This is a genomic window from Klebsiella michiganensis (assembly GCA_000963575.1).
Classification (GTDB): Bacteria; Pseudomonadota; Gammaproteobacteria; order Enterobacterales; family Enterobacteriaceae; genus Cedecea; species Cedecea michiganensis_A.
The window spans coordinates 558261-582150 of sequence record CP011077.1 but is presented as its reverse complement, the minus strand read 5'-3'; the positions used below and the strand labels follow the sequence as shown (position 1 = coordinate 582150).

General features: G+C 54.2%; 23 protein-coding genes and 1 tRNA gene. 12 read left to right on the top strand and 12 right to left on the bottom strand.

The genetic code is table 11. The features are described from left to right. Nucleotides 1-57: 57 nt before the first annotated feature. Complete coding sequence (folB, locus tag VW41_02795) at nt 58-426, bottom strand: dihydroneopterin aldolase (GenBank protein ID AJZ88049.1); 369 nt, start codon at nt 424-426, stop codon at nt 58-60. A 107-nt stretch (nt 427-533) separates the two neighbouring features. On the opposite strand from folB, the gene VW41_02790 reads away from it, so the two are divergent. After that, complete coding sequence (locus tag VW41_02790; GenBank protein AJZ88048.1) at nt 534-1154, top strand: glycerol-3-phosphate acyltransferase; 621 nt, start codon at nt 534-536, stop codon at nt 1152-1154. Nucleotides 1155-1231: 77 nt separating this feature from the next. Here the strand turns inward: VW41_02790 and VW41_02785 are convergent, their stop codons facing one another. The 3 genes from VW41_02785 to VW41_02775 form a co-directional block, all read right to left on the bottom strand. Next, entirely contained in the window at nt 1232-1462 is a 231-nt protein-coding gene (locus VW41_02785) for a peroxidase (GenBank protein ID AJZ91831.1), read from the bottom strand. Between the two features lie 149 nt (nt 1463-1611). Then, nucleotides 1612-2406 carry an indole-3-glycerol-phosphate synthase gene (gene trpC / locus VW41_02780; GenBank protein ID AJZ88047.1) on the bottom strand — a complete coding sequence of 265 codons (795 nt, stop codon included), beginning with the start codon at nt 2404-2406 and terminating at the stop codon, nt 1612-1614. Between the two features lie 159 nt (nt 2407-2565). Further along, nucleotides 2566-3579 carry a UGMP family protein gene (locus tag VW41_02775; GenBank protein AJZ88046.1) on the bottom strand — a complete coding sequence of 338 codons (1014 nt, stop codon included), beginning with the start codon at nt 3577-3579 and terminating at the stop codon, nt 2566-2568. 375 nt (nt 3580-3954) lie between these two features. Between VW41_02775 and rpsU the strand changes: the two genes are divergently transcribed. The 3 genes from rpsU (at nt 3955) to VW41_02760 (ending at nt 8064) form a co-directional block, all read left to right on the top strand. Further along, nucleotides 3955-4170 (top strand): 30S ribosomal protein S21, encoded by a 216-nt coding sequence (gene rpsU / locus VW41_02770; GenBank protein ID AJZ88045.1) that lies wholly within the window; start codon nt 3955-3957, stop codon nt 4168-4170. 153 nt (nt 4171-4323) lie between these two features. Then, nucleotides 4324-6069, top strand: a complete 1746-nt coding sequence (gene dnaG / locus VW41_02765) for a DNA primase (protein ID AJZ91830.1) — start codon at nt 4324-4326, stop codon at nt 6067-6069. 150 nt (nt 6070-6219) lie between these two features. Beyond that, nucleotides 6220-8064: an RNA polymerase sigma factor RpoD gene (locus VW41_02760; protein AJZ88044.1), complete on the top strand. Its 1845-nt coding sequence runs from the start codon at nt 6220-6222 to the stop codon at nt 8062-8064. Nucleotides 8065-8328: 264 nt separating this feature from the next. Here VW41_02760 and VW41_02755 read toward each other — a convergent pair whose 3' ends face one another. Next, nucleotides 8329-8835 carry a formamidopyrimidine-DNA glycosylase gene (locus VW41_02755; protein AJZ88043.1) on the bottom strand — a complete coding sequence of 169 codons (507 nt, stop codon included), beginning with the start codon at nt 8833-8835 and terminating at the stop codon, nt 8329-8331. A 126-nt stretch (nt 8836-8961) separates the two neighbouring features. On the opposite strand from VW41_02755, the gene VW41_02750 reads away from it, so the two are divergent. Beyond that, nucleotides 8962-9037, top strand: a tRNA-Met gene (locus VW41_02750). Nucleotides 9038-9379: 342 nt separating this feature from the next. Here VW41_02750 and VW41_02745 read toward each other — a convergent pair. Together VW41_02745 and VW41_02740 are read right to left on the bottom strand one after the other, a co-directional pair. Then, the gene (locus VW41_02745) at nt 9380-11161 is read right to left on the bottom strand and encodes a histidine kinase (protein AJZ88042.1); all 1782 of its coding nucleotides are present in this window, start codon (nt 11159-11161) and stop codon (nt 9380-9382) included. Beyond that, entirely contained in the window at nt 11158-11790 is a 633-nt protein-coding gene (locus VW41_02740) for a LuxR family transcriptional regulator (protein ID AJZ88041.1), read from the bottom strand. The genes VW41_02745 and VW41_02740 overlap by 4 nt, the downstream gene beginning before the upstream one ends. A 175-nt stretch (nt 11791-11965) precedes the next feature. Between VW41_02740 and VW41_02735 the strand changes: the two genes are divergently transcribed. The 5 genes from VW41_02735 (at nt 11966) to VW41_02715 (ending at nt 16422) form a co-directional block, all read left to right on the top strand. Continuing rightward, entirely contained in the window at nt 11966-12280 is a 315-nt protein-coding gene (locus VW41_02735) for a hypothetical protein (GenBank protein AJZ88040.1), read from the top strand. 195 nt (nt 12281-12475) lie between these two features. Then, entirely contained in the window at nt 12476-15463 is a 2988-nt protein-coding gene (locus tag VW41_02730) for a transporter (protein ID AJZ88039.1), read from the top strand. Between the two features lie 247 nt (nt 15464-15710). Beyond that, entirely contained in the window at nt 15711-15899 is a 189-nt protein-coding gene (locus VW41_02725) for a hypothetical protein (protein AJZ88038.1), read from the top strand. 35 nt (nt 15900-15934) lie between these two features. Then, entirely contained in the window at nt 15935-16138 is a 204-nt protein-coding gene (locus VW41_02720; GenBank protein AJZ88037.1) for a hypothetical protein, read from the top strand. Next, complete coding sequence (locus tag VW41_02715; protein AJZ88036.1) at nt 16138-16422, top strand: hypothetical protein; 285 nt, start codon at nt 16138-16140, stop codon at nt 16420-16422. Before VW41_02720 ends, VW41_02715 begins: the two co-directional genes overlap by 1 nt. Nucleotides 16423-16526: 104 nt before the next feature. Here VW41_02715 and VW41_02710 read toward each other — a convergent pair whose 3' ends face one another. The 4 genes from VW41_02710 to VW41_02695 all read right to left on the bottom strand — a co-directional run bounded on the left by VW41_02710 (nt 16527) and on the right by VW41_02695 (nt 20583). Next, nucleotides 16527-16826 (bottom strand): hypothetical protein, encoded by a 300-nt coding sequence (locus VW41_02710; protein ID AJZ88035.1) that lies wholly within the window; start codon nt 16824-16826, stop codon nt 16527-16529. A 280-nt stretch (nt 16827-17106) separates the two neighbouring features. Beyond that, entirely contained in the window at nt 17107-17916 is an 810-nt protein-coding gene (locus tag VW41_02705; GenBank protein ID AJZ88034.1) for an acetyltransferase, read from the bottom strand. Between the two features lie 227 nt (nt 17917-18143). Continuing rightward, complete coding sequence (locus VW41_02700) at nt 18144-19835, bottom strand: chemotaxis protein (GenBank protein AJZ88033.1); 1692 nt, start codon at nt 19833-19835, stop codon at nt 18144-18146. A gap of 298 nt (nt 19836-20133) precedes the next feature. Continuing rightward, entirely contained in the window at nt 20134-20583 is a 450-nt protein-coding gene (locus VW41_02695) for a hypothetical protein (GenBank protein AJZ91829.1), read from the bottom strand. Between the two features lie 430 nt (nt 20584-21013). Between VW41_02695 and VW41_02690 the strand changes: the two genes are divergently transcribed. Further along, a complete protein-coding gene (locus VW41_02690; protein AJZ88032.1) occupies nt 21014-21832 on the top strand; it encodes a creatininase in 819 nt (272 codons plus the stop codon). Between the two features lie 27 nt (nt 21833-21859). On the opposite strand, the gene VW41_02685 is transcribed toward VW41_02690, so the two are convergent. Beyond that, nucleotides 21860-22759: a LysR family transcriptional regulator gene (locus VW41_02685; GenBank protein AJZ88031.1), complete on the bottom strand. Its 900-nt coding sequence runs from the start codon at nt 22757-22759 to the stop codon at nt 21860-21862. A gap of 123 nt (nt 22760-22882) precedes the next feature. Here VW41_02685 and VW41_02680 point away from each other — a divergent pair, with 123 nt between their 5' ends. Continuing rightward, nucleotides 22883-23890, top strand: a complete 1008-nt coding sequence (locus VW41_02680; GenBank protein ID AJZ88030.1) for a sugar ABC transporter substrate-binding protein — start codon at nt 22883-22885, stop codon at nt 23888-23890.

Sequence of the window (23890 nt, the reverse complement as noted above, 5' to 3'; positions counted from 1 at the left end):
CGCAAAAGATACGTTGATAAGACCAGCCCGTCGCCGTTTGGTTTAACGCTCGGGCTATTATTTACTGTGTTTCAGATTACTGCCACGCTCGATAATGACGCCGACGTTGGCGGCCTGTGCGACGGCGCCAGGCTTACTGACCTTCAGCCGAATCCACGGAGAATTAAAGCGGGTCAGCAGCAGTTCCGCAACCTCTTCGGCCACTCGCTCGACCAGCGCAAAACGCCCGCCGCCAACGTGCTGCAAAACGGCTTCACTGACATCCGCATAGCTGAGACAATCCTTAACATCATCGCTGCCCGCGGCTTTGCGATTATCCCAGGCCATTTCGATATCGAACACCAGCTTCTGTTCAATGGTTTGCTCCCAGTCATAAACACCGATAGTGGTGATTACCGAAAGTTGCTCTATAAATACAATGTCCATCACGCCCTGCCCGGTTTTTAGTCATGCCGGATACCACTTCCGGCGAAATATGCGTATTATCCACAGATGCAAAGAAGACTTCGACACTTTCAACATGGAACAGCGTTATGAGTGCAATCGCGCCTGGTATGATTCTCCTCGCGTATCTTTGCGGCTCGATTTCTAGCGCCATTCTGGTGTGCCGCATTGCCGGTCTCCCCGATCCACGCGAGAGCGGCTCCGGTAACCCAGGAGCAACCAATGTGTTACGCATTGGCGGTAAAGGTGCAGCCGTAGCGGTACTAATTTTTGATGTACTGAAAGGCATGCTGCCGGTCTGGGCGGCCTGGGCTCTGGGTGTTACCCCCTTCTGGCTTGGCCTGATTGCTATTGCCGCCTGCATGGGTCATATCTGGCCTGTGTTCTTTAAATTCCGCGGTGGTAAAGGTGTCGCCACGGCTTTTGGCGCTATTGCGCCTATCGGCTGGGATTTAACCGGCGTGATGGCGGGTACCTGGCTGCTGAGCGTATTGTTAAGCGGCTATTCTTCCCTCGGCGCCATTATCAGCGCGCTGATCGCCCCGTTTTATGTCTGGTGGTTCAAACCGCAGTTTACCTTCCCGGTGGCGATGCTCTCCTGCCTGATCCTGATGCGCCATCACGACAATATTCAGCGCCTGTGGCGTGGCCAGGAAACGAAAATCTGGGCGCGGTTTAAGAAGAAAAAGAAAAAAGACGAGCCTGAATAATCCCGTCTGATATGCGCCCCACAGTTACAACAAAGGAGTGATAAATCACTCCTTTTTCTTAGGCTGGTCGATTAAAACTACACCTTCCAGTAATTATTCGCCGCCGCAATGGTCTGGAAATGGATCGCGATGACCTGGGATGACGCAATCAGCGCGTCAGCATCATTCGCGTAAACCGGACGCAGCTTTTTCAGCACTTCCGGGTCTGGCTGTACGGTTTTCACTCCCCAACGGCTCAGCGTTACCGCCAGTTCATACCCTGCCTGCGGATCGTTCGTTACCAGCGTTGTTAACCATTTATCGCTCATATTGTCCCACTCATTATCGTTATTGTATAAATTGCATTTATTATGCACTTTAAGTGCTCGACATTTATCAACATAATCCTGGCAAAAATCAATAAAAAAGCCCGCTATCTCAGCGGGCATTAGGCAGGGTTTAACAAACGCCAGGCCGTTTAACGCTCCGGGAAAAACATCGCGGCTAATTCTCTGCCCGGCTCATCCGCCCGCATGAAAGCTTCCCCCACAAGGAAATTATTCACATTGGCTTCGCGCAGACGAACCACATGCTCGCGCGTAGCGATACCAGACTCGGTAACAACCATGCGATCCGCCGGCAGCTGAGCCAACAGGCTGATGGTAGTTTCGATCGTGGTTTCGAAGGTGCGCAGGTTACGATTATTCACCCCGATAAGCGGTGTAGTCAGCCGAAGCGAACGAGCCAGCTCCTCGGCGTCGTGCACCTCTACCAGCACCGCCATGCCCAGCTCGTGCGCCTGCGCCTCAAGCTCCTGCATTTGGCTGTCTTCAAGGGCGGAGACAATGAGCAAAATGCAATCCGCGCCCATCGCTCTGGCTTCCAGAACCTGCCACGGATCGATCATAAAATCTTTGCGTAAAACCGGCAGCTGGCAGGCAGCCCGCGCCTGCTGCAGGTAAGCGGCGCTCCCCTGGAAAAACTGTACGTCAGTCAGCACCGACAGGCAGGCTGCGCCGCCCTGCTGGTAAGAAATAGCAATCTCCGCAGGATTGAAATTCTCACGGATCAGCCCTTTCGATGGGCTCGCCTTTTTAACTTCGGCAATTACCCCCGCCAGGCCAGCGTCACGCTTGTGGCGAAGTGCTGCCACAAAATCACGGTGGTTCTGTGCTGCGGCCTGCTCGGCAAGCTGGCTCAGGGAAATCGCTTTTTTGGCGGCGGCAATTTCTTCATGCTTAACGGCGATAATTTTGCTGAGGATATCGGACACAATCTTCTCCAGGTTCAGTCGGGTATCGCGATAGAGTGCCGGATTGTGCGTCGAAAGTACCGGGCAAATTCCGCTTTCGTTTGTTGCAGAGTATTACCAGGCGGGATGGGCTTCAGAGACAAAAAAGGAGCGGTGAAACGCTCCTTTTTAGTTTGCTTATCAGGCGGCGGGTAATTCTGCCAGCGGCCAGCGCGGACGCACGCTAACGCTCAGCTCGCCGGAGGTGCCGGCTTTCAGGCGAATCATCCCGGCATAGGCGATCATTGCGCCATTATCGGTGCAAAACTCCGGCCGGGCATAAAACACTTCGCCGCGGCGTTTGGTCATCATCTCGGCCAGCTTAGCGCGCAGGGTGCGGTTGGCGCTCACGCCGCCCGCCATGACCAGACGTTTAAAGCCGGTATGTTCGAGCGCACGTTTACATTTAATGGCCAGCGTATCCACCACCGCGTCTTCAAAGGCGCGGGCAATGTCCGCGCGGGTCAGATCGTCAGCGTCGTTATCGCGAATGGTGTTTGCGGCGAAGGTTTTCAGGCCAGAGAAGCTGAAATCCATGCCGGGGCGATCGGTCATTGGACGTGGGAAGGTAAAGCGCCCCGGCGTACCCTGAGCCGCCATTTTGGAAAGCAGCGGCCCGCCTGGGTAGTCAAGCCCCAGCAGCTTAGCGGTTTTATCGAAGGCTTCGCCTGCCGCATCGTCGATAGATTCGCCCAGCAGCTCATACTGGCCAATGCCGGTGACGCTGATTAACTGGGTATGACCGCCGGAAACCAGCAGCGCGACGAACGGAAACGCCGGCGGATTATCTTCCAGCATTGGCGCCAGCAGGTGGCCTTCCATATGGTGTACCGGCACGGCAGGCACATCCCAGGCAAACGCCAGCGAGCGGCCAATGGTGGCGCCAACCAGCAGCGCGCCAACCAGACCAGGACCGGCGGTGTACGCCACGCCGTCGATATCTTTGGCGGTTAATCCGGCTTCTTTCAGCGCAGCCTGGATAAGCGGCACGGTCTTGCGAACGTGATCGCGGGAGGCCAGCTCCGGCACCACGCCGCCGTAGTCAGCGTGAAGTTTCACCTGACTATACAATTGGTTGGCTAATAACCCTTTCTCATCGTCATAAATGGCGATGCCGGTTTCATCACAGGATGTTTCGATTCCCAGTACACGCATGGCTTGTTTTACCTCTTTGGCCCGGCGCGAAGTTTAATCCCGGTGGCTTCCTTTGTATACCCTATAGCATTTGAGTTGCAGCAAGACGGCAAGGGAGTGAATCCCCTGGAGCTTACTGGAGTAAGTGACTGGGGTGAGGGAGTGCAGGCGGGGCCGCTGCGGCTCAAAGGATGACGAGGAGTAAAACTTTGCTGCCCTATACCCCGCCTGATGGTGTATAATCTGCGGCCCTGGAAGATACCGGCCCTAAAAGCCAGGTTTCTGGTCGTTCGGTGCTTTACAAAGCAGCAAGAGTTGCAGTAAAATTCCGCACCATTTTGAATTAAGCTGGCCTGTATGCCAGCGGCAAACCGAATTATTAAAGGTGAGAGTTACATGCCGGTAATTAAAGTACGTGAAAACGAGCCGTTCGACGTAGCACTGCGTCGCTTCAAGCGTTCCTGCGAGAAAGCAGGCGTTCTGGCGGAAGTCCGTCGTCGTGAGTTCTATGAGAAACCAACGACCGAACGTAAGCGCGCTAAAGCTTCTGCTGTGAAACGCCACGCGAAGAAACTGGCTCGCGAAAACGCACGCCGCACTCGTCTGTACTAATCTTCTGAGGATTCACTCCTCAACTTCAGACTGAGTAGTAGTTATAAGGCCGTGCTTCCGAAAGGAATGCGCGGCTTATTCTCGTTTATAAACTGACATATCCCTGAGCTTTTAGGCCACCGCCTGAGAGATGACGGATATAGCATGGGGCCTATGGCTGGACGAATCCCGCGTGTTTTTATCAATGACCTGATCGCTCGCACCGACATCGTCGACCTGATCGATGCTCGCGTGAAGCTGAAAAAGCAGGGCAAGAACTACCACGCATGCTGTCCATTCCATAACGAGAAAACCCCCTCTTTCACCGTGAACGGTGATAAACAGTTTTACCACTGCTTTGGCTGTGGCGCACACGGTAACGCCCTCGACTTTCTGATGAACTACGACAAGCTTGAGTTTGTCGAAAGCGTTGAAGAACTGGCGACCATGCACAACCTTGAAGTGCCGTACGAAGCTGGCAACGGCCCAAGCCAGATCGAACGACATCAGCGCCAAAGCCTGTATCAACTGATGGACGGCCTGAACGCCTTTTATCAGCAGTCCCTGAAGCAGCCCGCCGCAGAACCGGCGCGCCAGTATCTGGGCAAGCGCGGCCTGAGCGATGAGGTCATTAGCCATTTCGCCATCGGCTACGCGCCACCCGGCTGGGATAATGCGCTTAAACGCTTTGGCGGCAACAGCGAAAACCGCCAGGCGCTGACGGATGCGGGAATGCTGGTCACCAACGACCAGGGCCGCAGTTATGACCGCTTCCGCGAGCGAGTCATGTTCCCGATTCGCGATAAACGCGGCCGGGTCATCGGGTTTGGTGGACGCGTGCTGGGCGATGCCCTGCCGAAGTACCTGAACTCCCCGGAAACCGACATTTTTCACAAGGGCCGCCAGCTGTATGGCCTGTATGAAGCCCAGCAGAGCCAGCCGGAACCGGCACGCCTTCTGGTAGTCGAAGGATATATGGATGTGGTGGCGCTGGCGCAGTACGGCATTTCTTACGCCGTCGCTTCTCTGGGCACCTCCACAACCGCCGATCATATTCAGTTGCTGTTCCGGGTTACAGATAACGTCGTCTGCTGTTATGACGGCGATCGCGCTGGACGAGACGCCGCATGGCGAGCGCTGGAAACTGCGCTACCTTATATGACGGACGGTCGTCAGCTGCGGTTTATGTTCCTGCCCGACGGCGAAGACCCGGATACGCTGGTGCGCAAAGAAGGAAAGGACGCGTTTGAAGCGCGGATGGAGCAGGCTCAGCCGCTCTCCACGTTCCTTTTTAACAGCCTGCTACCGCAGGTTGATTTGAGTACGCCAGACGGAAGAGCGCGGCTAAGTACGCTGGCTCTGCCGCTGATTAGCCAGGTACCCGGCGAAACGCTGCGTATCTATCTGCGCCAGGAGCTGGGCAATAAGCTCGGCATTCTGGACGACAGCCAGCTTGAAAAGCTGATGCCTAAACAGGCCGAAGGTGCGACACCTCGTCCGGCACCTCAGCTAAAACGCACAACCATGCGTATACTGATAGGGTTATTGGTACAGAATCCGGAACTGGCTCCGCTGGTCCCGCCACTAAGCGGGCTGGATGCCACAAAGCTGCCGGGTTTAACGCTGTTTAGCAGCCTGGTTGACGCCTGTCTGGCGCATCCTGGCCTGACTACCGGGCAGCTACTGGAACAATATCGTGGCACAAATGAGGCCACTACCCTTGAAAAACTCTCGGCGTGGGACGATATAGCAGATAAGGACATTGCTGAAAAAACGTTCACCGACTCACTGGACCATCTTTTTGAGTCGGCGCTGGAGCTAAGGTTTGAAGAATTAATGGCACGTTCCAGAACGACCGGGCTCACCCCGGCGGAGCGTGAAGAAGTTCGCGTGATCACGCAGTCGCGCGCCAAAAAATAGATTCGCGGCTTAGCTGCCGAACATTGATCGGGTCACCCCCGAACGCCGCACGGACGGGCTGCGGCATACAAATAAATCAGCCCTCGTACGTTATTGTTGGCGGCAACGCCTACCGACACAACCCTAATACTGAAGTGTGGATACCGTCTTATGGAGCAAAACCCGCAGTCACAGCTCAAGCTTCTTGTCCAACGTGGTAAGGAGCAAGGCTATCTGACCTATGCCGAGGTCAATGACCATCTGCCGGAAGATATCGTCGACTCCGATCAGATCGAAGACATCATCCAAATGATCAACGACATGGGCATTCAGGTGATGGAAGAAGCCCCTGATGCCGATGATCTTTTGCTTGCTGAAAACTCTAACAGCACCGATGAAGACGCGGAAGAAGCCGCTGCTCAGGTACTGTCCAGCGTGGAGTCCGAGATTGGACGTACCACCGATCCCGTGCGTATGTACATGCGCGAAATGGGGACCGTTGAGCTGTTAACCCGCGAGGGTGAGATCGATATCGCGAAGCGTATCGAAGACGGCATCAACCAGGTGCAGTGCTCGGTTGCCGAGTACCCGGAAGCGATCACCTATCTGCTGGAGCAGTACGATCGCGTCGAAGCTGAAGAAGCACGCCTGTCCGACCTTATCACCGGCTTTGTTGACCCGAACGCGGAAGAAGATCTCGCGCCAACGGCCACCCACGTCGGCTCCGAACTCTCTCAGGAAGAGATGGACGACGATGAGGACGAAGACGAAGAGTCTGACGACGACAGCTCCGACGATGACAACAGCATCGACCCGGAACTGGCGCGCGAAAAATTTGGCGAACTGCGTAAGCAGTATGAACTGGCTCGCGACACCATCAAAGCGAAGGGCCGTAGCCACGCTGACGCCGCCGCGGAGATCCTGCAGCTGTCTGAGGTGTTCAAACAGTTCCGCCTGGTGCCGAAGCAGTTCGACTACCTGGTCAACAGTATGCGCGTCATGATGGACCGCGTTCGTACCCAAGAACGTATCATCATGAAGCTGTGCGTTGAGCAGTGCAAAATGCCGAAGAAAAACTTCATCACGCTGTTTACCGGCAACGAAACCAGCGAAACCTGGTTCAACGCGGCCATTGCGATGAACAAGCCGTGGTCTGAGAAACTGCACGAAGTCTCCGAAGACGTTCACCGCAGCCTGCAGAAACTGCAGCAGATTGAAGAAGAAACCGGCCTGACCATCGAACAAGTCAAAGACATCAACCGCCGCATGTCTATCGGCGAAGCGAAAGCGCGCCGTGCGAAGAAAGAGATGGTTGAAGCTAACTTGCGTCTGGTTATTTCTATCGCCAAGAAATACACCAACCGTGGTCTGCAGTTCCTCGACCTGATTCAGGAAGGCAACATCGGCCTGATGAAAGCCGTTGATAAGTTTGAATACCGCCGTGGCTATAAGTTCTCGACTTATGCAACCTGGTGGATCCGTCAGGCTATCACCCGCTCCATCGCCGACCAGGCGCGTACCATCCGTATTCCGGTGCACATGATTGAGACCATCAACAAGCTCAACCGTATTTCGCGCCAGATGCTGCAGGAGATGGGCCGTGAGCCGACGCCGGAAGAGTTAGCCGAGCGCATGCTGATGCCGGAAGACAAAATCCGTAAAGTGCTGAAAATTGCCAAAGAGCCTATCTCCATGGAGACGCCAATCGGCGACGATGAAGATTCGCATCTGGGTGATTTCATCGAGGATACCACCCTCGAGCTGCCGCTGGATTCTGCCACCTCCGAAAGCCTGCGTTCCGCAACGCACGACGTTCTGGCTGGCCTGACCGCGCGTGAAGCGAAAGTTCTGCGTATGCGCTTCGGTATCGACATGAATACCGACCACACGCTGGAAGAAGTGGGCAAACAGTTCGACGTTACCCGCGAACGTATCCGTCAGATCGAAGCGAAGGCGCTGCGCAAACTGCGCCACCCAAGCCGCTCTGAAGTCCTGCGTAGCTTCCTGGACGATTAATCGGTTTCAAAAATTGAAAAGCTCCCGCCTGGGAGCTTTTTTTTGCCTTGAATTTGTGGTTTATCCCTTCGCCCTCCCTGCACTTCTTTTCATTCTCCCTCTCCCCCCGGGCATCTCTTTTCATTCCCCCCTCTCCCTCCGGGCAGCTCTTTTCATTCCCCCTCTCCCTCCCTGCACTTCTTTTCATTCTCCCTCTCCCTCCCGGCACCTCTTTTCATTCCCCCTCTCCCTCCGGGAGAGGGCCGGGGTGAGGGCCCCACCTTGTTACCGCCCACGCGCCGCCAGCGACACATTCAACTCTTTATAGGCCGCCGCTAGATTATCCAGCGTAATGCGGCTTAAGCCACTCGGATTGGGTAAAATCCACACTTCGGTATCACCGAGGGTAACCTCCTGCCGGCCCCATTTCGCACCACGCTGCCTGAAAGCCTGCTCAAACGCCTGCTTGCCCAGAATCGCCAGCGCTCTCGGCTGGTACTCCTGCATCTTTGTAATCAGCTCTCGCCCACCGGCGCGCAGCTCCTGCAGTGCCACTTCGTTTGCCTGAACCGTAGGCCGCTCCACCAGTTTCGTCACGCCACAGCCATAGGAAAGCAGCAGCTGGGCCTCCTCAGGCTTAAGCTGCCGGTCGGTAAAGCCCGCCAGGTGGAGCACCTTCCAGAAGCGATTGGCTGGATGAGCAAAAGGCAAGCCCAGATGGGCGGATGATTTTCCCGGGTTAATGCCGCAGAACACGACCCGAAGGTCAGGCTGAAGGATATCGCTAACCATTGTATTTCTCAGCTGAATGAATCGAATGGGAAGTATAAGGGATTGATTAGCCATTGTTTATAAAATAAGCACACGTCATTTAAGCGCTGGATTGCCATCGACAGTTACATTATAATTCAGCGCCACGGCCCCTTAGCTCAGTGGTTAGAGCAGGCGACTCATAATCGCTTGGTCGCTGGTTCAAGTCCAGCAGGGGCCACCAAATTTTAGCTTTAAAATCATATTATTAAGCCACTTTTAACGAAGTGGCTTTTTTGTTTCTGACATTCAGTGGCGATGAAATGGCGATAGATATTTAACGCCACCGCCCTGATAGACGTAAAAAACCCGCCAAGGCGGGTTCTTTTACATCCCGATGTGGAGCCTGGCGATCGATGCGGGGGAGCATGGTTTATATTGCCGGAGGTAACAATAAATCTCTCTCCTGGCTCTGACCCTGACAATCAACCATTATCACTGAATCTGCTTCACGACCCGGCAGGCTTAATACTTTATTCATTAAGTCTGCCTTTATTGCTTCGGGTAACGAGCGACATCGACGTATTTAACTTGCCCCCCACTGCGTCAGCAGCGCATGCAGCCTGGCCGGCTCCAGCGGCTTGTGCAACACCAGATAGCCTTCCTGCGCAGCCTCTAGCAGGATTTGCGAGTTGAACTCGCCGCTGACCATGGCACCGCTCACGTCCGGCAGGCGTTCGAACAGCGCTTTGAGGATGTCGAAACCGCTCTCACCGGAGCGCAGGCGCTGGTCGCACAGCACGGCGAACGGCGTAAAGCCGTCGTCGATGATGGCGAAGGCTTCCTCGGCGGAGGCCGCGCAGCGCACGGTGATGCCCCAGGTGCTCATCAGGCTCTCCCAGGCGGAGGTCACCAAAGGATCGTCGTCCACCACCAGGCAGGAACCCCGCAGAGATGCGTAGCGGATGGGGGGGGCGGTGTTGTCGTACCTCGCCGCGATCTCCGTCGCTTTGTCTTCGCCACGGTATTGCGCAAAGCGCATCCAGAAGCGTGAGCCTTTGCCTTCGACGGAGTGCATGCCGTACTTCACCTTCATCAGCTTGGCGCAGCGCGCCACCACTGCCAGCCCCAGCCCGTGCCCGGCGCTGTCTATCTTCCACGCCAGTTCGGGGCGGTAGTAAGGGGAGAAGATTTTGCTTTTCTCTTCGTCGGCGATGCCCACGCCGGTGTCCCATACTTCCACCAGGCACTCGGTGCCGCGCGGGCGGATGGCTATCAGGACACCGCCCTGTGGCGTGTAGCGCAGAGCGTTTTGGATCAGGTTGATCAGCGATTGCCGCACCAGCAGCGGGTCACCCATCACGCTGATGCGCCGTTTGGGTCGCCAGGTGCGCAGCGCCAGCGAGCGGCTGTTGGCCTCTTCGCGGAACAGAGTGATCACCGAGTCTAGCAGGCCGCCGATGTCCACATGGGTGGCTGCGGTGCGCACGTTGCCGGATTCTATCTTGCTGAGATCGAGCAGCGAATTAAACATCAGATGCACTGAACGCACGCTCTGCTGCAGATCCAGCAACTGCGGCGTCAGGCTGCCGTCCCGATTCTTGTGGATGATGGCTTCGATCAGAAAGCCCATGGCGTGCACCGGCTGGCGCAGATCGTGGCTGGCGGTGGTCAGGAACTGGTTCTTGTCCAGTAGCGCCTGCTCCGCCTCTTCTTTGGCCTGGCGGAACTGCTCCGCCAGGCGCGAGCTTTGTTCTTCAAGCAGCGCTTGCTGAATAAAGAACTCATGCGAGGTTAACGCGTGGCGGTAAATGGCGAAACCGTACAGCAAGTTCAGCATCAACACGATGAACATCACGTCTTCCAGCCGGCAGATGATCCCGAGGTTCAGCAGCCCCCAGGACGCGAAGAAAAAACGCGTAAAGGTGCTGATGACGGGCGTCAGGTGCGTTGCGTTGGCGGCGACGATCGCGGCGATGCTGATATTGAGCAGCAGGAAAAAGTCAAAGTTATGGGTCTGCGGGGTAATTAAATAGAGTGAGGAGATCCCCAGCCCGTGAATAAAGGCCACCTTATTAATACGCGGCAGCCAGCGGCGCAGCACGGCGTCTTCATCATTTTCTTTGGCCTCGCGCAGATAGCGCCGATACCCTATTCGGATCGCTATGGCACATAACAGGTAAACGATGATCCAGGCAATGGTTGGGCCGAGTTCATCACCCAGCAAATAAATCCAGATGGCGAAAGGAATGCCGACGAAAGGCACGGCAGTAAAGCTGAACACCAACCGCATGAAGGTGTTGTCCAGCAGGCAGATCTGTGCGCGTGGTGAGATGCCATCATTTTGTAAGTTCTGGAAAAACCTCATGACGACGGCTCCCGTTTGCCGTGCAGCAACGTAATGGCTTCCACCCGGCTGTTGACGCCGATTTTTTTTAAGATATTACTGATGTGTTCTTTGACAGTGGGTTCTGAAATAGAAAGTTGTGCGGCGATCCTTTTATTTGGCAGGCCGCGCATCATCATATTTAATACATCAATTTGTCGCGGCGTTAAATTAAATTTCTTTAAGTGTTCGTGGTTGCTTTTAGCGGCCAACTCATTTCCATCAGGAAACCACTGCTGATTATCCTTCAGCGCAAAAACCGCCTTGGCGAATAACTCTGGAGGTTCGTTTTTTAATATGAACCCATGCCCACCGGCATTGTACACTTTCTGCCAGATATCGTTATTCTCATCTCCGCTAACAACCAAAATCCGCACCTGGGGATAACGTTGCTTAACTTCTTTTAGTAATTTCAACGCTGTACCAGAAGAAAGCCAAAAATCGATCACCAATAAACGCGGTGGGCCATTTTCCCTTATATGACGGTAGCAATTTTCTTCATTATCCACCACATTCGCCTGTTTGAACCGGCAATGCGTGTTGAGAAAATTAGCGATTCCGCTTGCTACCAATGGATGGTCATCAACGACCAACGCATAATTCTGTTTCAAAGGATTCTCCTTTCGCCTTCAAATATCAGATAGGTCAGATGAATTATTATCAGCCCTCCCTACTTTAGGAGGGTTTTTTCATTTAGGAAAGGGAAATATATTATTCGAGGATTTGGATAAGAGAAAACATAAAGCCAATCAATAAATTTAACTAATTGGTTATAAAAGATGATTTATGAAGAAACCGCTTATCGCTTTAACCGTTACGATGTTGCTAGCCGGTTGTTCCACCCTGAAAACCGATCAGGCCATTCCACTGCTGCAGGCAGAAACAGCCAAAATGCTGGGTCTGGCTTCATCGGACGAAATTACCGTAACCAATGTCAATGGCGCGCAGCCGGATGCACTGGGCGGCCAAAAACTTTCTTATCGCGCAACCACGGAAAAGGGCCGTATTTTCGATTGTTCGTCGATGATGATGCCGGGGATTTTAGGTTCCTCGCCGTCGCTGAGCGCGCCGACCTGTACACCAGTAGTCACCCATAAATAATTAGCTTTGGAGGCGGTATTACCGCTTCTTGATTTTCCATCGTCGGAGCGCCAACGCCGGGGAGCAATAATCTTTTGCTTCGACGATCAATAAGCCGGCGTGCGAGGAATAACGCCTCATACCTCCTCTAGCGCATTGAGTTTCCCTACCACAACACATTCCGCGACATCACGCTAACGAGCACGGAGATAGCCTGTGAATGACAAGACACCGCACCCTTTAGCGGTTAAAACACCGCTTTCCAAACTTTACCTCGCTCTATTTTCCGCGCCGCTGTTGATGCTGGCCCCCACCGATATTGCTCGCGCTGACGATGCTATTTTTGACGGCGACTCAGAAATTACTGAATCATTGGTCTACACCGGGGATGTTTACGTCGGCCGTAATCAAAACGGCAACCTGCTGATCGATAATGGCAAGATCAGCGCCTATAACATCAATATCGGACGGATGTTCAACGGACAAATTCACGACAGCCTGGTCACTGTCCGCGGGCCGAACGCCGAGCTAACCGCGGTGATCGATCAATCCGTGCTGCGAGGCGGTCTGAACCTGGGGTTGGGCATTTTGCGGGTTGAAGACGGCGCGCTGGCCAGCGCGAAAGAGATCGTGGTCGGTACCACCCGTGGTTATGACAGTCACCTTATCGCCACCGGCGCCGGTTCTCGCGTAGTCAGCAATTTCCTCAGCGTCGGCACCGATCTGGGGGCCAGATCGACCCTGTCGATCGAGGATGGTGCGGTGTTAAACACGGTCTATGACGCGCGCATCGGCAATGGCAGCGGGCCGGGGGAGACCGACAATTTGAGCCCTAAAGCCACGGTTACAGGGGCCAATTCCCAGTGGGACGTCGGCCGAACGCTCACGCTCTACGGCGATCTGGACGTGCTGAACGGTGGTGTGGTCAACGTCGGTAACGTTCAGGTGGCGGGCGTCTCAGGCGCGCGTAAAACCGCCGAGCTGGTGATAGCCGGTAGCGGCTCACGCGTTACCAGCGGCAGCAGCGTCAACGTCGGCGACTACGGCAACGGCGTGTTAGCGGTCATGGACGGCGGGACATTCTCCGCCGGCGGTAACCAACTGGTGCTGGGCGCGACCGGTTCCGGCTCGAACCGCGGCGCGCTGATTATCGGCAGCCGCGGCAATATGGACACCGGCACCGGGCTGACCGAGCCGACGCTCGGTGTGGCAGGCGCCCCAGGCACCATCAATGCCCAGACGGCGATCAGCCTGCGGGGCGGATTGTTCGGCAGCTATGTGTACTTTAACCATACAGCCGACAATTACGTCTTCAGCAATAAGATGAGCGGCGAAGGCGAGGTGATCAACACCGCCGGGCACACGACGCTGAACGGCGATCTCACTGAGCTGCAGGCGAACGTCACCGCGCGCGGCGGCAAACTCATTATCGCCAGCGACATCAATACCCAGGAAGAAGACAACATCTTCGACATTCAAACCCTCGGCGCCGAGAATGGCGGCACGCTGATCCTCAACGCAACGGCGGGTTCCGACGTCAATAACGGGCAAGGCTACAGCAGCGCCGCATCGATCAAGGCTGGCGGCACGCTGGGCGGTAACGGCACGCTGGGCCAGACCGAGATCCTGTCCGGTGGCCATATCTCGCCTGGCGATGGCAATATCGGTACGCTGACGCTGAAACGCTACCTGAACTTTATCGGTGAATCTTTCTACGACGTCGATATCGCCGGTGACGGCCGCAGCGACCAACTGCTGGTGGCGGGTAAAACCACCATCAGCGATCAGGCCAAAGTGCAGGTCATGACGCTGGATCCGCAAACCAGCTATAAAACCGGCCAGAGCTACCGCATTCTGACCTCGGACGGCGGCGTTGATGGCCAGTTCGCGGCGGCGGTCTCCAGGTCTGCCTTTCTCGATGTGGCGTTGAGTCACAGCGCCAACGCCGTGGATCTGACCATCGCGCAGAAAGACACGGGCGGTGAAAACCCAGGGGGTGAAAACCCAGGGGGTGAAAATCCGGGGGGCGAAAATCCAGGGGGCGAAAATCCAGGGGGCGAAAATCCGGGGGGCGAAAACCCGGGCATTTTCCAAACTGTGGCCGAAAGCAGTAACCAATGGAATACCGCCGGTGCGCTCTCGACGCTGATGCAGCACGGCCCATCACTGGCGTTGTACAACTCTCTGCTGTTGCTGAGCGCGCCAGAAGCGCGCGAGTCGTTCAATCAGCTGTCCGGCGAAGTCTATCCCTCTATGCAGTCTAACCTGATCGCCGGCAGCACCCAGCTGTTCAACGTGCTTAACCAACGCATGCTGCGCGTGTTCGATAACGACAGCCTGCCGGTGCCGCCGTTGGCGATGTCGCTGGTGCAACCGTCGCAGGCGCAAAACAGTGGCGTCTGGGGGCAGACCTTCAGCTCCTGGAGCAGAAACAGCGGCGACGGCAACGTGGGCAAGCTGGATGGCAATACCACCGGCTTCCTGTTGGGCGCGGATCGCAAGCTGGCTGACCATAACGTGCGCATCGGCGGCTACTTCGGTTACAGTCGCGGCGATTATGACGTCGACAGCCGCCGCTCCAGGACCGATACCGACAGCTACCACCTTGGTCTGTATGCGGCAGGGCAGCAGGATGCGTTCTCGCTGCGCGGCGCGCTGGGTTACACATGGCACAAGATCGAAGGCAAGCGCAACGTCGATTTCAGCGGCTTCTCCGATCGGCTGAAGTCGGATTACGACGCGAACTCGCTGCTGGCGTTTACCGAAGCGGGTTACCGTTTCGGCCAGCCGGGAATGAACGTCGAACCGTTCATTAACCTGAGCTACATCCGCCTGCATACCGACAGCTTCCAGGAGTCGGGAGGCGCGGCGGCGCTGAGCGTGCGCAATGAAACGATGAACACCTTCTACTCAACTCTCGGGGTGCGCGGCGTGACCGAACTGCCGAAGAACGTCAGCCTTTACGGCTCGCTCGGCTGGCAGCACGCCTACGGCGATAAGAACACCTCATCGCGCATGGCGTTTGCCGGTAGCGATGTGTTCGTCACTCAGGGCCAGGCCGTGGATGACAACGTGATGGTGGGCGATATCGGCGTGAGTGTGAAGCTGTCGCGCGCTGCGACGCTGGATGTCGGCTATCAGGGGCAATTCGGCGCCGATACCCGCGTTAATTCGGTTAACGCCAACCTGCGCTGGTCATTCTGATCCTTCTTTTAGAGGGTTTTACGCCGGAATCCTAAAAAATTCCGTCACCAACGCTAAAAATCATCTGACTTGCATAGCACTGAATAAATTACGGGTTATGTAACAAGTTTTAGCGTGAAAATAGTTGTTTTAATGATTGTCATTCAACCGGTTGTTTGTGTGACAGCCCGCCGTGACTGAATACGGAAGGATCCAGTCACGGCGGAGTACCCCTTTTAGACTTCTCAATTACCCACAGGCCCGCTTGATGCGGGCCTTTTTTATGGCAAGGGCGAAAGGGCGTTTAACGGCCTTTTTTCTTGCGTCCTGGCTGGGTAAAGCATTTGCGGCCGGCGCACCGGCCACCCGAGCGGCAATTATCGCCCCCCTGAAAAAGCAGAACGACATCAGCGTGGAAAAAGGAAAGTTTGTAGCCACCGAAGCAGGGATAGGCTGATTGGTGCCCTCCCCGACGCCGTTACACAGCCGGATATGACCGCGGTCCGGGCAAAGAAACAGGCGGCCATTGAAACCGGTGAAATATCCCTCGAAACGTTTATCGACGAGCTTTACGGGGAAATTTCCCGCCAGGTGGAAAGCGCCGATATCAACATCAGCGCAGCGGAAAACCCTGCCAAAAAACAGAGTCTTCGCGCCTGTCCGTCAATTGTCCGGACTGCGATTCTCCGCTCGTGATGGCACCCAAAACCTGCGCCTGCATCAGCTCTAAATTCAAAATCCGGCTGAAACTGCGCGGTAAAAAGCTCACCCAAAAACAGATTAAAACCATTATCAGCAAAGGGAAAAGCGGCGAGATAAAAGGTTTTAAGAGCAAGAAAAACGATGCCACCTATTCGATGTTTGTCACGCTGGCAAGCAAAGAAACCGGGGGGTTAGGTTTTGAGTACCCACCTTGCAACAACAGGGGTTCATCCGATAAACCCTCCTCCCAAACAATGCCAACGGAGCTCAAACTATGAACCCGATCTGACCCCTGGCTCAAGCCCTGCAGGGGCCACCAGACAAAAAAGGCTGACGAGGAATCGTCAGCCTTATTGCTTATTCGGGCGACAAAGTAGTCAGCTCACACCAAAGCCCGGAGCTCTTCCTTCATATAGGCAGAAAAATATTCAGGGTTTTTAATAACGAGGCGGTTACCGGACTCAACCTTGTCCGCCCAACCGGCAACTTTTTTCGTGAAGTCGGTGTTCCATCCCTCCTGGACACCACGAGCCGTGACGTCAGCTGCGGTAGCCGGGACGCCGAGTTGCTTGAGATACCTAAACATTCCCTTCGCGGTGCTTTCATCCATAGGGTGCGGCACGGAGGCCGAGGTGTTCATACCGCCAATGAAGTCTAATGCTTTATCAATCGCTGTTGTCATAATTTATCCTTAAAATCAACCGCTTAATAAATAAGACTGTGACACGCGAGATCAAATGTACCATTAATCAAACTTCATTTTTTCAGGGTCAGTCACGTTTTATGCCCAGTAAATATTTTCCCTGGCTTACCGCCGGCCCTGCCCTCAATGGTTTTATCGTTCAAAGCCGATATGCCGGACTTGCCAGCCTGTAAAACCTGCCAGGAAGGTAATAATTAATGCGTGCTCCATAAAGATCGCAGGAACAAAAACTTGAGTTTCATGCAATGAAAACCTCAAATTAAAGCGTCCTAAAATCCTTAGAAAGATCGAATTTCTTGTACTCTTTTTTCTTTAATCTTCCACTGGTAACCCCATCGCCAACTTCTTTAATAAAATAATCAATATCATCACATTTATTATTATCAGGCAGATCAGGATAGTTATACTCCCACCATTTTAAAAGTAACAATTCTTTAATCACATCAGCATTAAAACGGTATTTAATTACCCTGGCAGGCACACCGGCAACAACCGAGTAAGGAGGCACATCTTTTGTAACCACCGAGTTTGCGGCAATAATTGCGCCATCACCAATGGTAATCCCCCCTTTCAAAACCACATCATTACCAATCCAGACGTCATTACCTATGACAGGATTTTTTTGAGTCGTATCAAACGGCTTCAATACCCACTCTCGATTAAATTCAGTCCTGGCATATTTATCAAATCCCCCATTGTAGGTGAGCATATGCGTGGTAAACCTATCCATCGGATGATTTCCCCCCATAACCTTCACATGCGAAGCAATGCTGCAGAACCTGCCGATAATGGTATTGCCAGAAAAATGGCAGCTTGGAAATGAAAACGCGCCCACGCTGGAGAAATTACGAACCGGCATTGTGGAATACTCTTCGGCAACAACATTATCATCAATTTTTACTTTATCGCCTTTAGAGAAACGAAATAGATTTCTCTCTTTATAAACTTTCCGGCCCTTGTGGCCTAAAAAGATATTATTATCTGCACAATATTCATAATGTTTCTTTGTCCACCTGAAGGTATAACCATTATTATTCTCTTCAGTAAATTTAAATAATTCGCTTTTCATATTCTCAACATTTATAAAGCTATTGCATGTTAAAAATAAAGATATCCCACCCACCTGTTTTTATCAACCGCCGTCAGGATTTTGAGATGTCTATTTGTGACAAATATAATATTGGATTTAACGGCTGCCAGGGTCATGTCAGGCTGCAGAGCGGGTTGAATTTAACCTAAAACGGTAAGGCCCGAGTAAACCCGGGCCTGAGTTTTAAAACAGCCCGTAGCAGCCCTTTAGAACTGTTCCCAGTTATCTGCGCTGCCAGCATTCGGGGCAAGCGCAGGCTGGCGAATCGTGGACACTGGGGCAGATTTAGCCTGCCGCGCGTTAGCCGCGGCAATTGCCTGCCCGGTATTGAAGATACTCATCAACTGCACCAGCCGAGTGGCCTGATCGCTGAGGCTCTCAGCGGCGCTGGCAGACTCCTCCACCAGCGCTGCATTCTGCTGCGTGACCTGGTCCAGTTGAGTGATAGCCACGTTGATCTGCGCAATACCCTGCCCCTGCTCTTCCGTCGTCACCCCGATTTCAGCGATCAGCCCGGCCACGCGGTGGGACTGCTGCACCAGGTCATCGATCGTCGTTCCCGCCGAACTCACCATATCCGATCCTTTTGTTACAGTACGCATGCTGTCCTCAATCAGGGCTTTGATCTCACTGGCCGCGGAAGCAGAGCGCTGCGCCAGCGAGCGCACTTCCCCGGCAACTACCGCAAAACCGCGCCCGGATTCCCCTGCACGAGCGGCCTCAACGGCAGCATTCAGCGCCAGAATATTCGTCTGGAAGGCAATCCCATCGATAACGCTAATGATGTCGCCAATTTTCTGCGAACTTTCGCTAATCTCACGCATGGTCAGCACCAGATTATTAACGGCATTGCCGCTTTGTGTGGCCGTTTCACTGGCCGAATTGGCCAGGCGAGTGGCGGTGCGCACCGTCTCGGCATTCTGCTGAATTGTCTGGCTCATTTGTTCCATAGAAGCGGCTGTTTCCTGCAGGCTGGCGGCCTGCTCCTCGGTACGCTGGCTGAGATCGGTGCTGCCAGCCGCAATCTCGCTGGCGCCAACGGAGATAGAATGGCTGCTGTCTCGCACTTCACGTACGACGCCGAGCAGACGGCTACGCATGTCATCCATAGCCGCGAGCAGGCTTCTGGTGTCCCCTGGCTTGAGTTCAACGGCGGTATTGAGCTGGCCCTCAGAAACGTGTTTGGCTACGGAGACAGCATAAACCGGCTCACCACCCAACTGGCCTTTCACCGCCCGCCCTATACCCCAGGCAATCAAAGAGCCAATCACGGCGCTGATAATCGTAATCATCAACAGCAGGTTACCGGCAAAGTGTGCTTCCTCAACATAGCCACGGGCCATGCTCACCGTGCTACCGGAATGATCGCTAATCATCTCGCTGAGCGCATCGAGCACCCTGGCCTGCGGGCCAACCACTTCACTGATGACCAGCGCACGAGCGGCGTCGTACTGCCCCGCCGCGCTGACGCTCATCACCTTGCGAAGCGCCTGAGAATAGGCCGGGCGAACATTGTTCAGGTTGTCGAACAACTCGCGAGAGCGCTTGAGCTTCAACGCCTTATCCAGCTGTTTCAACAGGACGTTGTTATCCGTAATGCGCTTTTCGAGTACCTGGTTAGTTTTTGTAATGTAGTCCCGGCTCTCGGCTTCGGTATGCGGCAGCGTGGTGAACAACGCCATATCACGAATATCGTGGGCATTATCCGTAATATTATCCTTAATCTTTACAATCAACAGTAAATTCACCAGGCGAACATTGGCGGCATAATTAAGGTTATTTCCAACAGAAACTAACTGCATTCTGGCAAATAATGCGACAAAGAACCCAATGGCGATGACCAGCGCAAAGCCAGCCCCCAGCATGGTACTAAGGCGCATATTCTTCAGTTTGTTCATAAATCCCTCTGAGCTTTAATGGTTATATCGCAGGCAATAAGAGGAGGTAATCAGTAGAAATCACATCAACGGTTGCGACGGTATCTTTGAAATTATCGGATTTTTTATCGGCAGCCTGAGAGACTTCTTTAGTCATTATTTATAATGACTCCATCAACATGAAATAATGACAATGAGATGACAAATAATGAGCGGATTAATATTTCAAATTAAATTAAAACTACTATCTTTAGGAGTGGCAGCCCCGTCCCATTCTGTGGTTAACGGGGCTGAAATTGACGCTTTCTCTCTGCGGGAATTATTTATCTGCGATGAAGTGATCGTCATCACCCACCGGGATATAAACGCGTACCCACTCCTTTCCGTCAACGATATCCCAGCTGTGCCCTTCGCCCGCGGTATCGGCCGCAAGCAGCACCGTGCCTGGCTCGATGATGAATGTGGAGCCATCGCTAACCTTAAACTTCAGCTTGCCCTTCAGGGTAACCACATACTGTTTTTTAGGTGCAGGATGGACACCTTTCTGCCACTCTTCAAAGGTATTACTGAAATAGAGGTCTTCAGAGGAAAGTTTTGCCAGAGAGGGAATTGAACCTTTTACAAATGCAGAGTGATTATCAGCCGTGTTAATCAATTTCACCGCTGGAATACGGTGTTCACTGGCATCTGTCTTTGTGGCTTCGGCATGTCCTGACATTGAAACAAGCAAACCTACAGTGGCCAGCATAATCCGTGTTATTTTTTTCATAATCGTGTCCAGAGTTAATTTCAGCCAGCGATTTTTCGATGGATAAATCACCGTGACAAAAACAAAATTCCGGGTTAGTACATCAGAGGCAATCAACTTCGTCAATATCACACACGGCAAGTTTATTTAGTTAATAAATTAAATATCAATAAAGAAAATGATTCAGGTCAAAAATAACGTTCTCCTGCTGCTCTTTATTTAAAGAAAAAGCACAAACTCACTTACCGTTAAGCTAAAAAGGCATGATTAAGAACTAAATAAGCTAAATACCGGCAGTGTTAACCAGAATTTAGCTTACGACCAGCGAAAAACGTTATTCACGAGGTTCTCCAGCAATAACTCCGTTCTCAAAAAGGCAACACAATGCGCCATTTTTGCTGCTTTAACGATACCGTCAGGTATGGCAGCTTGAAGAAAAAGGAGATGCCCTATGAAAATGCCCTCTTCCCCCTGGTGGTGGGATCTTTCCACCCGCGAATTCAGCGAGCTGGAGATGCACAATATTGTCGCGGTGCTGCCCATTGGCGCCGTGGAACAGCATGGCCCCCACCTGCCGGTGCGGGTCGATGCCGCCATTAATGCCGGTATTGTCCAGCGCGCGGTAGAGCATCTCCCCGCTGGTCTGCCCGCGCTGTTTATGCCCGCTTTACCCATTGGCAAGTCTGACGAACACCTGGCTTACCCCGGCACGCTCACGCTGCCCTATGACGTGCTGGGCCAGGTATGGTTTGAAGTGGCTAAAAGCGCATGGCGCGCGGGCGTCCGCAAGCTCATTTTCTGGAATTCTCACGGTGGGCAGCCCCAACTGATGGAAATCGTCTGCCGCAGGCTCCGCGTGGAACTGGGGATGTTGGCCGTTGGCGCCAGTTGGTTCCGCACCATTGATACGGCCGATCTCTACAGCGAAGCAGAGCGGCAGCACGGCATTCACGGAGGAGAATCAGAAACCAGCGTGATGCTGCATCTTCACCCTGATTTAGTTCACATGCAGCATGCCGATAATTTTGTCTCGGCTTCGGTAGCGATGGAAGCCCAAGGCGGCATCCTCACGCCGGAAGGCGGCGTCAGCTTTGGCTGGATGGCCCAGGATCTGCACCCTTCAGGCACAACGGGGAATGCAGCCGCCGCCGATGCTGAACGAGGCAGCATTGAAGTTGAACGCGCCGCCCGCGCTCTGCTGCAGTTAATTGAAGAGGTCAGCCGGGCCGATCTCAGCCTGCTGACCCCACATACCGCTTTTAGCCGCTGAATATGCCGCCCGACGTCAGGTCGGGCACTACGCCATCTGCAGCATCATGCCTTTTAACGTTTCGGCCAGCACGCTGCCGATGGCGCTGGTGCCCCGGTCGTGGCCGATAAGCATCAGGGTTTGCGTTTGCTGGCCCAGCTCACGCACCGGGATATACACCAGCCGCCCGCTGCGTAAATCGGTTTCGATATCAAACGGCGTGAGAAACGTCAGCGCCTGATCCATCATTGCCGACTGGCGCATCACCTCGATGGAATTGGTTTCAATCACCGGCTGCAGCGCCACCATCGCGCGAGCAAATACGTCGTTCAGATAGGGGCGGATCACCGTTGAATCATCGGCGATGACCATCGGATGAGGCATGCAGTCGCTTAACCGCAGGCTGCTTTTGTCCGCCAGCGGGTGCCCTGGCGCAACAACGGCCCCGAGCCGCCCCGTCACGCTGGCAATACTGCGCAGCGCCGAGCGCATTTCAAAATCAAAACCAATCCCTAAATCTGCGTCACCGGAGGCCACTGCGCCGGTGATATCCTCTCCGCGGGTCATTTGCTGCAGATGAAGCTTTACCCGTGGGTTGGCGCGGCGGAAATCGGCTGCCGCACGAGGGATAAGGTTAGCCGCGAGCCCGCTCATCATTGCCACGGTCACTTCCCCACGCCGCAGTCCCTTTAACTCCTCAATTTTAATCTGCGCCCACTCCAGCTCTTTAAAGCTCTGGCGAACATGGTGAATGAGCGTTTCCCCCGCAGCGGTGAGGATCATTTTACGCGGCAAACGCTGGAATAAAGGCGTGCCCAGCTCTTCCTCCAGCGCCAACAGCTGGCGGTTGATCGCCGAAGCGGAAATATGCAGGCGCTCTGCGGCCTTACGGATCGAGCCGCTGCGCGCCACCTCATCAAGATAAACCAGTAAACGATATTTCAGCATCAGGGCTCCTGCGTTGCCTAAAAGGCATCGGTGAGTACGAAAATACGTGCTTTTAAGATATCGCTAAGCGCGGCATAACTGAAGCCATCAGTAATTCTCCATCAACCCTTTTGGGAGAGAAAAATGGCAGGTATCACCCGCAGAAACTTTGCAAAAATGCTGGCAGGCGCCGTGGTATTACCGGTCCTTGCCCCCGTCATGTCACGCTCTGCCCTGGCGGCGGCGAAAGAGTTCAAAGTGGCGCTGCTGCTGCCGGGGACGATTTCCGACGGGGGCTGGAATTCTCTGGCCTATCAGGGCCTGCAAAGCCTGAAAAAATCCGGCATCAAAGTGGCCTGGAGTGAAAGCGTGCCGCAGGCACAAATGGAGCAATCGATTCGCGGCTATGCGGACGATGGCTACAACCTGATTATCGGCCATAGCTTCGAGTACGGCGCGGCGTTCACTGAAATTGCGCCGGACTATCCTGAAACCGACTTTTTTGCCTCCACCTTTAAACCTGCGGAGGCCGCACCGAAGAACGTCGAATACATTAATCTGGCCTACATTCAGGCCGCCTATGCCGCAGGCGCGTTGGCGGCGCTGATTTCGGAGAAAGGAAAAGCCGTGGGCTTTGTTGGCGGCGGCGATAATCCGACTCAGCAGGGCATGATGCGTGCCTTTATTCTCGGGGCTGAAAAAACACGGGCTGGCATCAAGGGACTTGGCGTTGTCACCGGCGATTACGGCAACGCGGCAAAAGGACGTGAGGCCGCCACGGCCATGATCACCAACGGCGCAGACGTTATCTGGCATGCCGCCGATGTCACCGGCCTGGGCGCGCTGCAGGGCGCGATTGCCGCGAACGTCAAAGCCATCGGCTGCTACACCGATCAGAAAGATGTCTCCCCGGCCCACATCGCCTGCAGCTTCAAGCAAAACGTGGACTGGGTTGTGGAACAGGTCGGCAGCGCAGCCGCAGGCCACGCCTTTAAAGGCGGCGAAGAGTGGGCGCCCAGCGTCGCCAAAGCCTGGTCGGTTATTTATGGCGGAACATCCCACAACGCCAGCTTAGTGAGCGATGGCGCCTGGCAAGCCTTCCAGAAAATCTGGCAGCAGCTTGATACCGGCGCGTTATCCACCCCCGCCTGA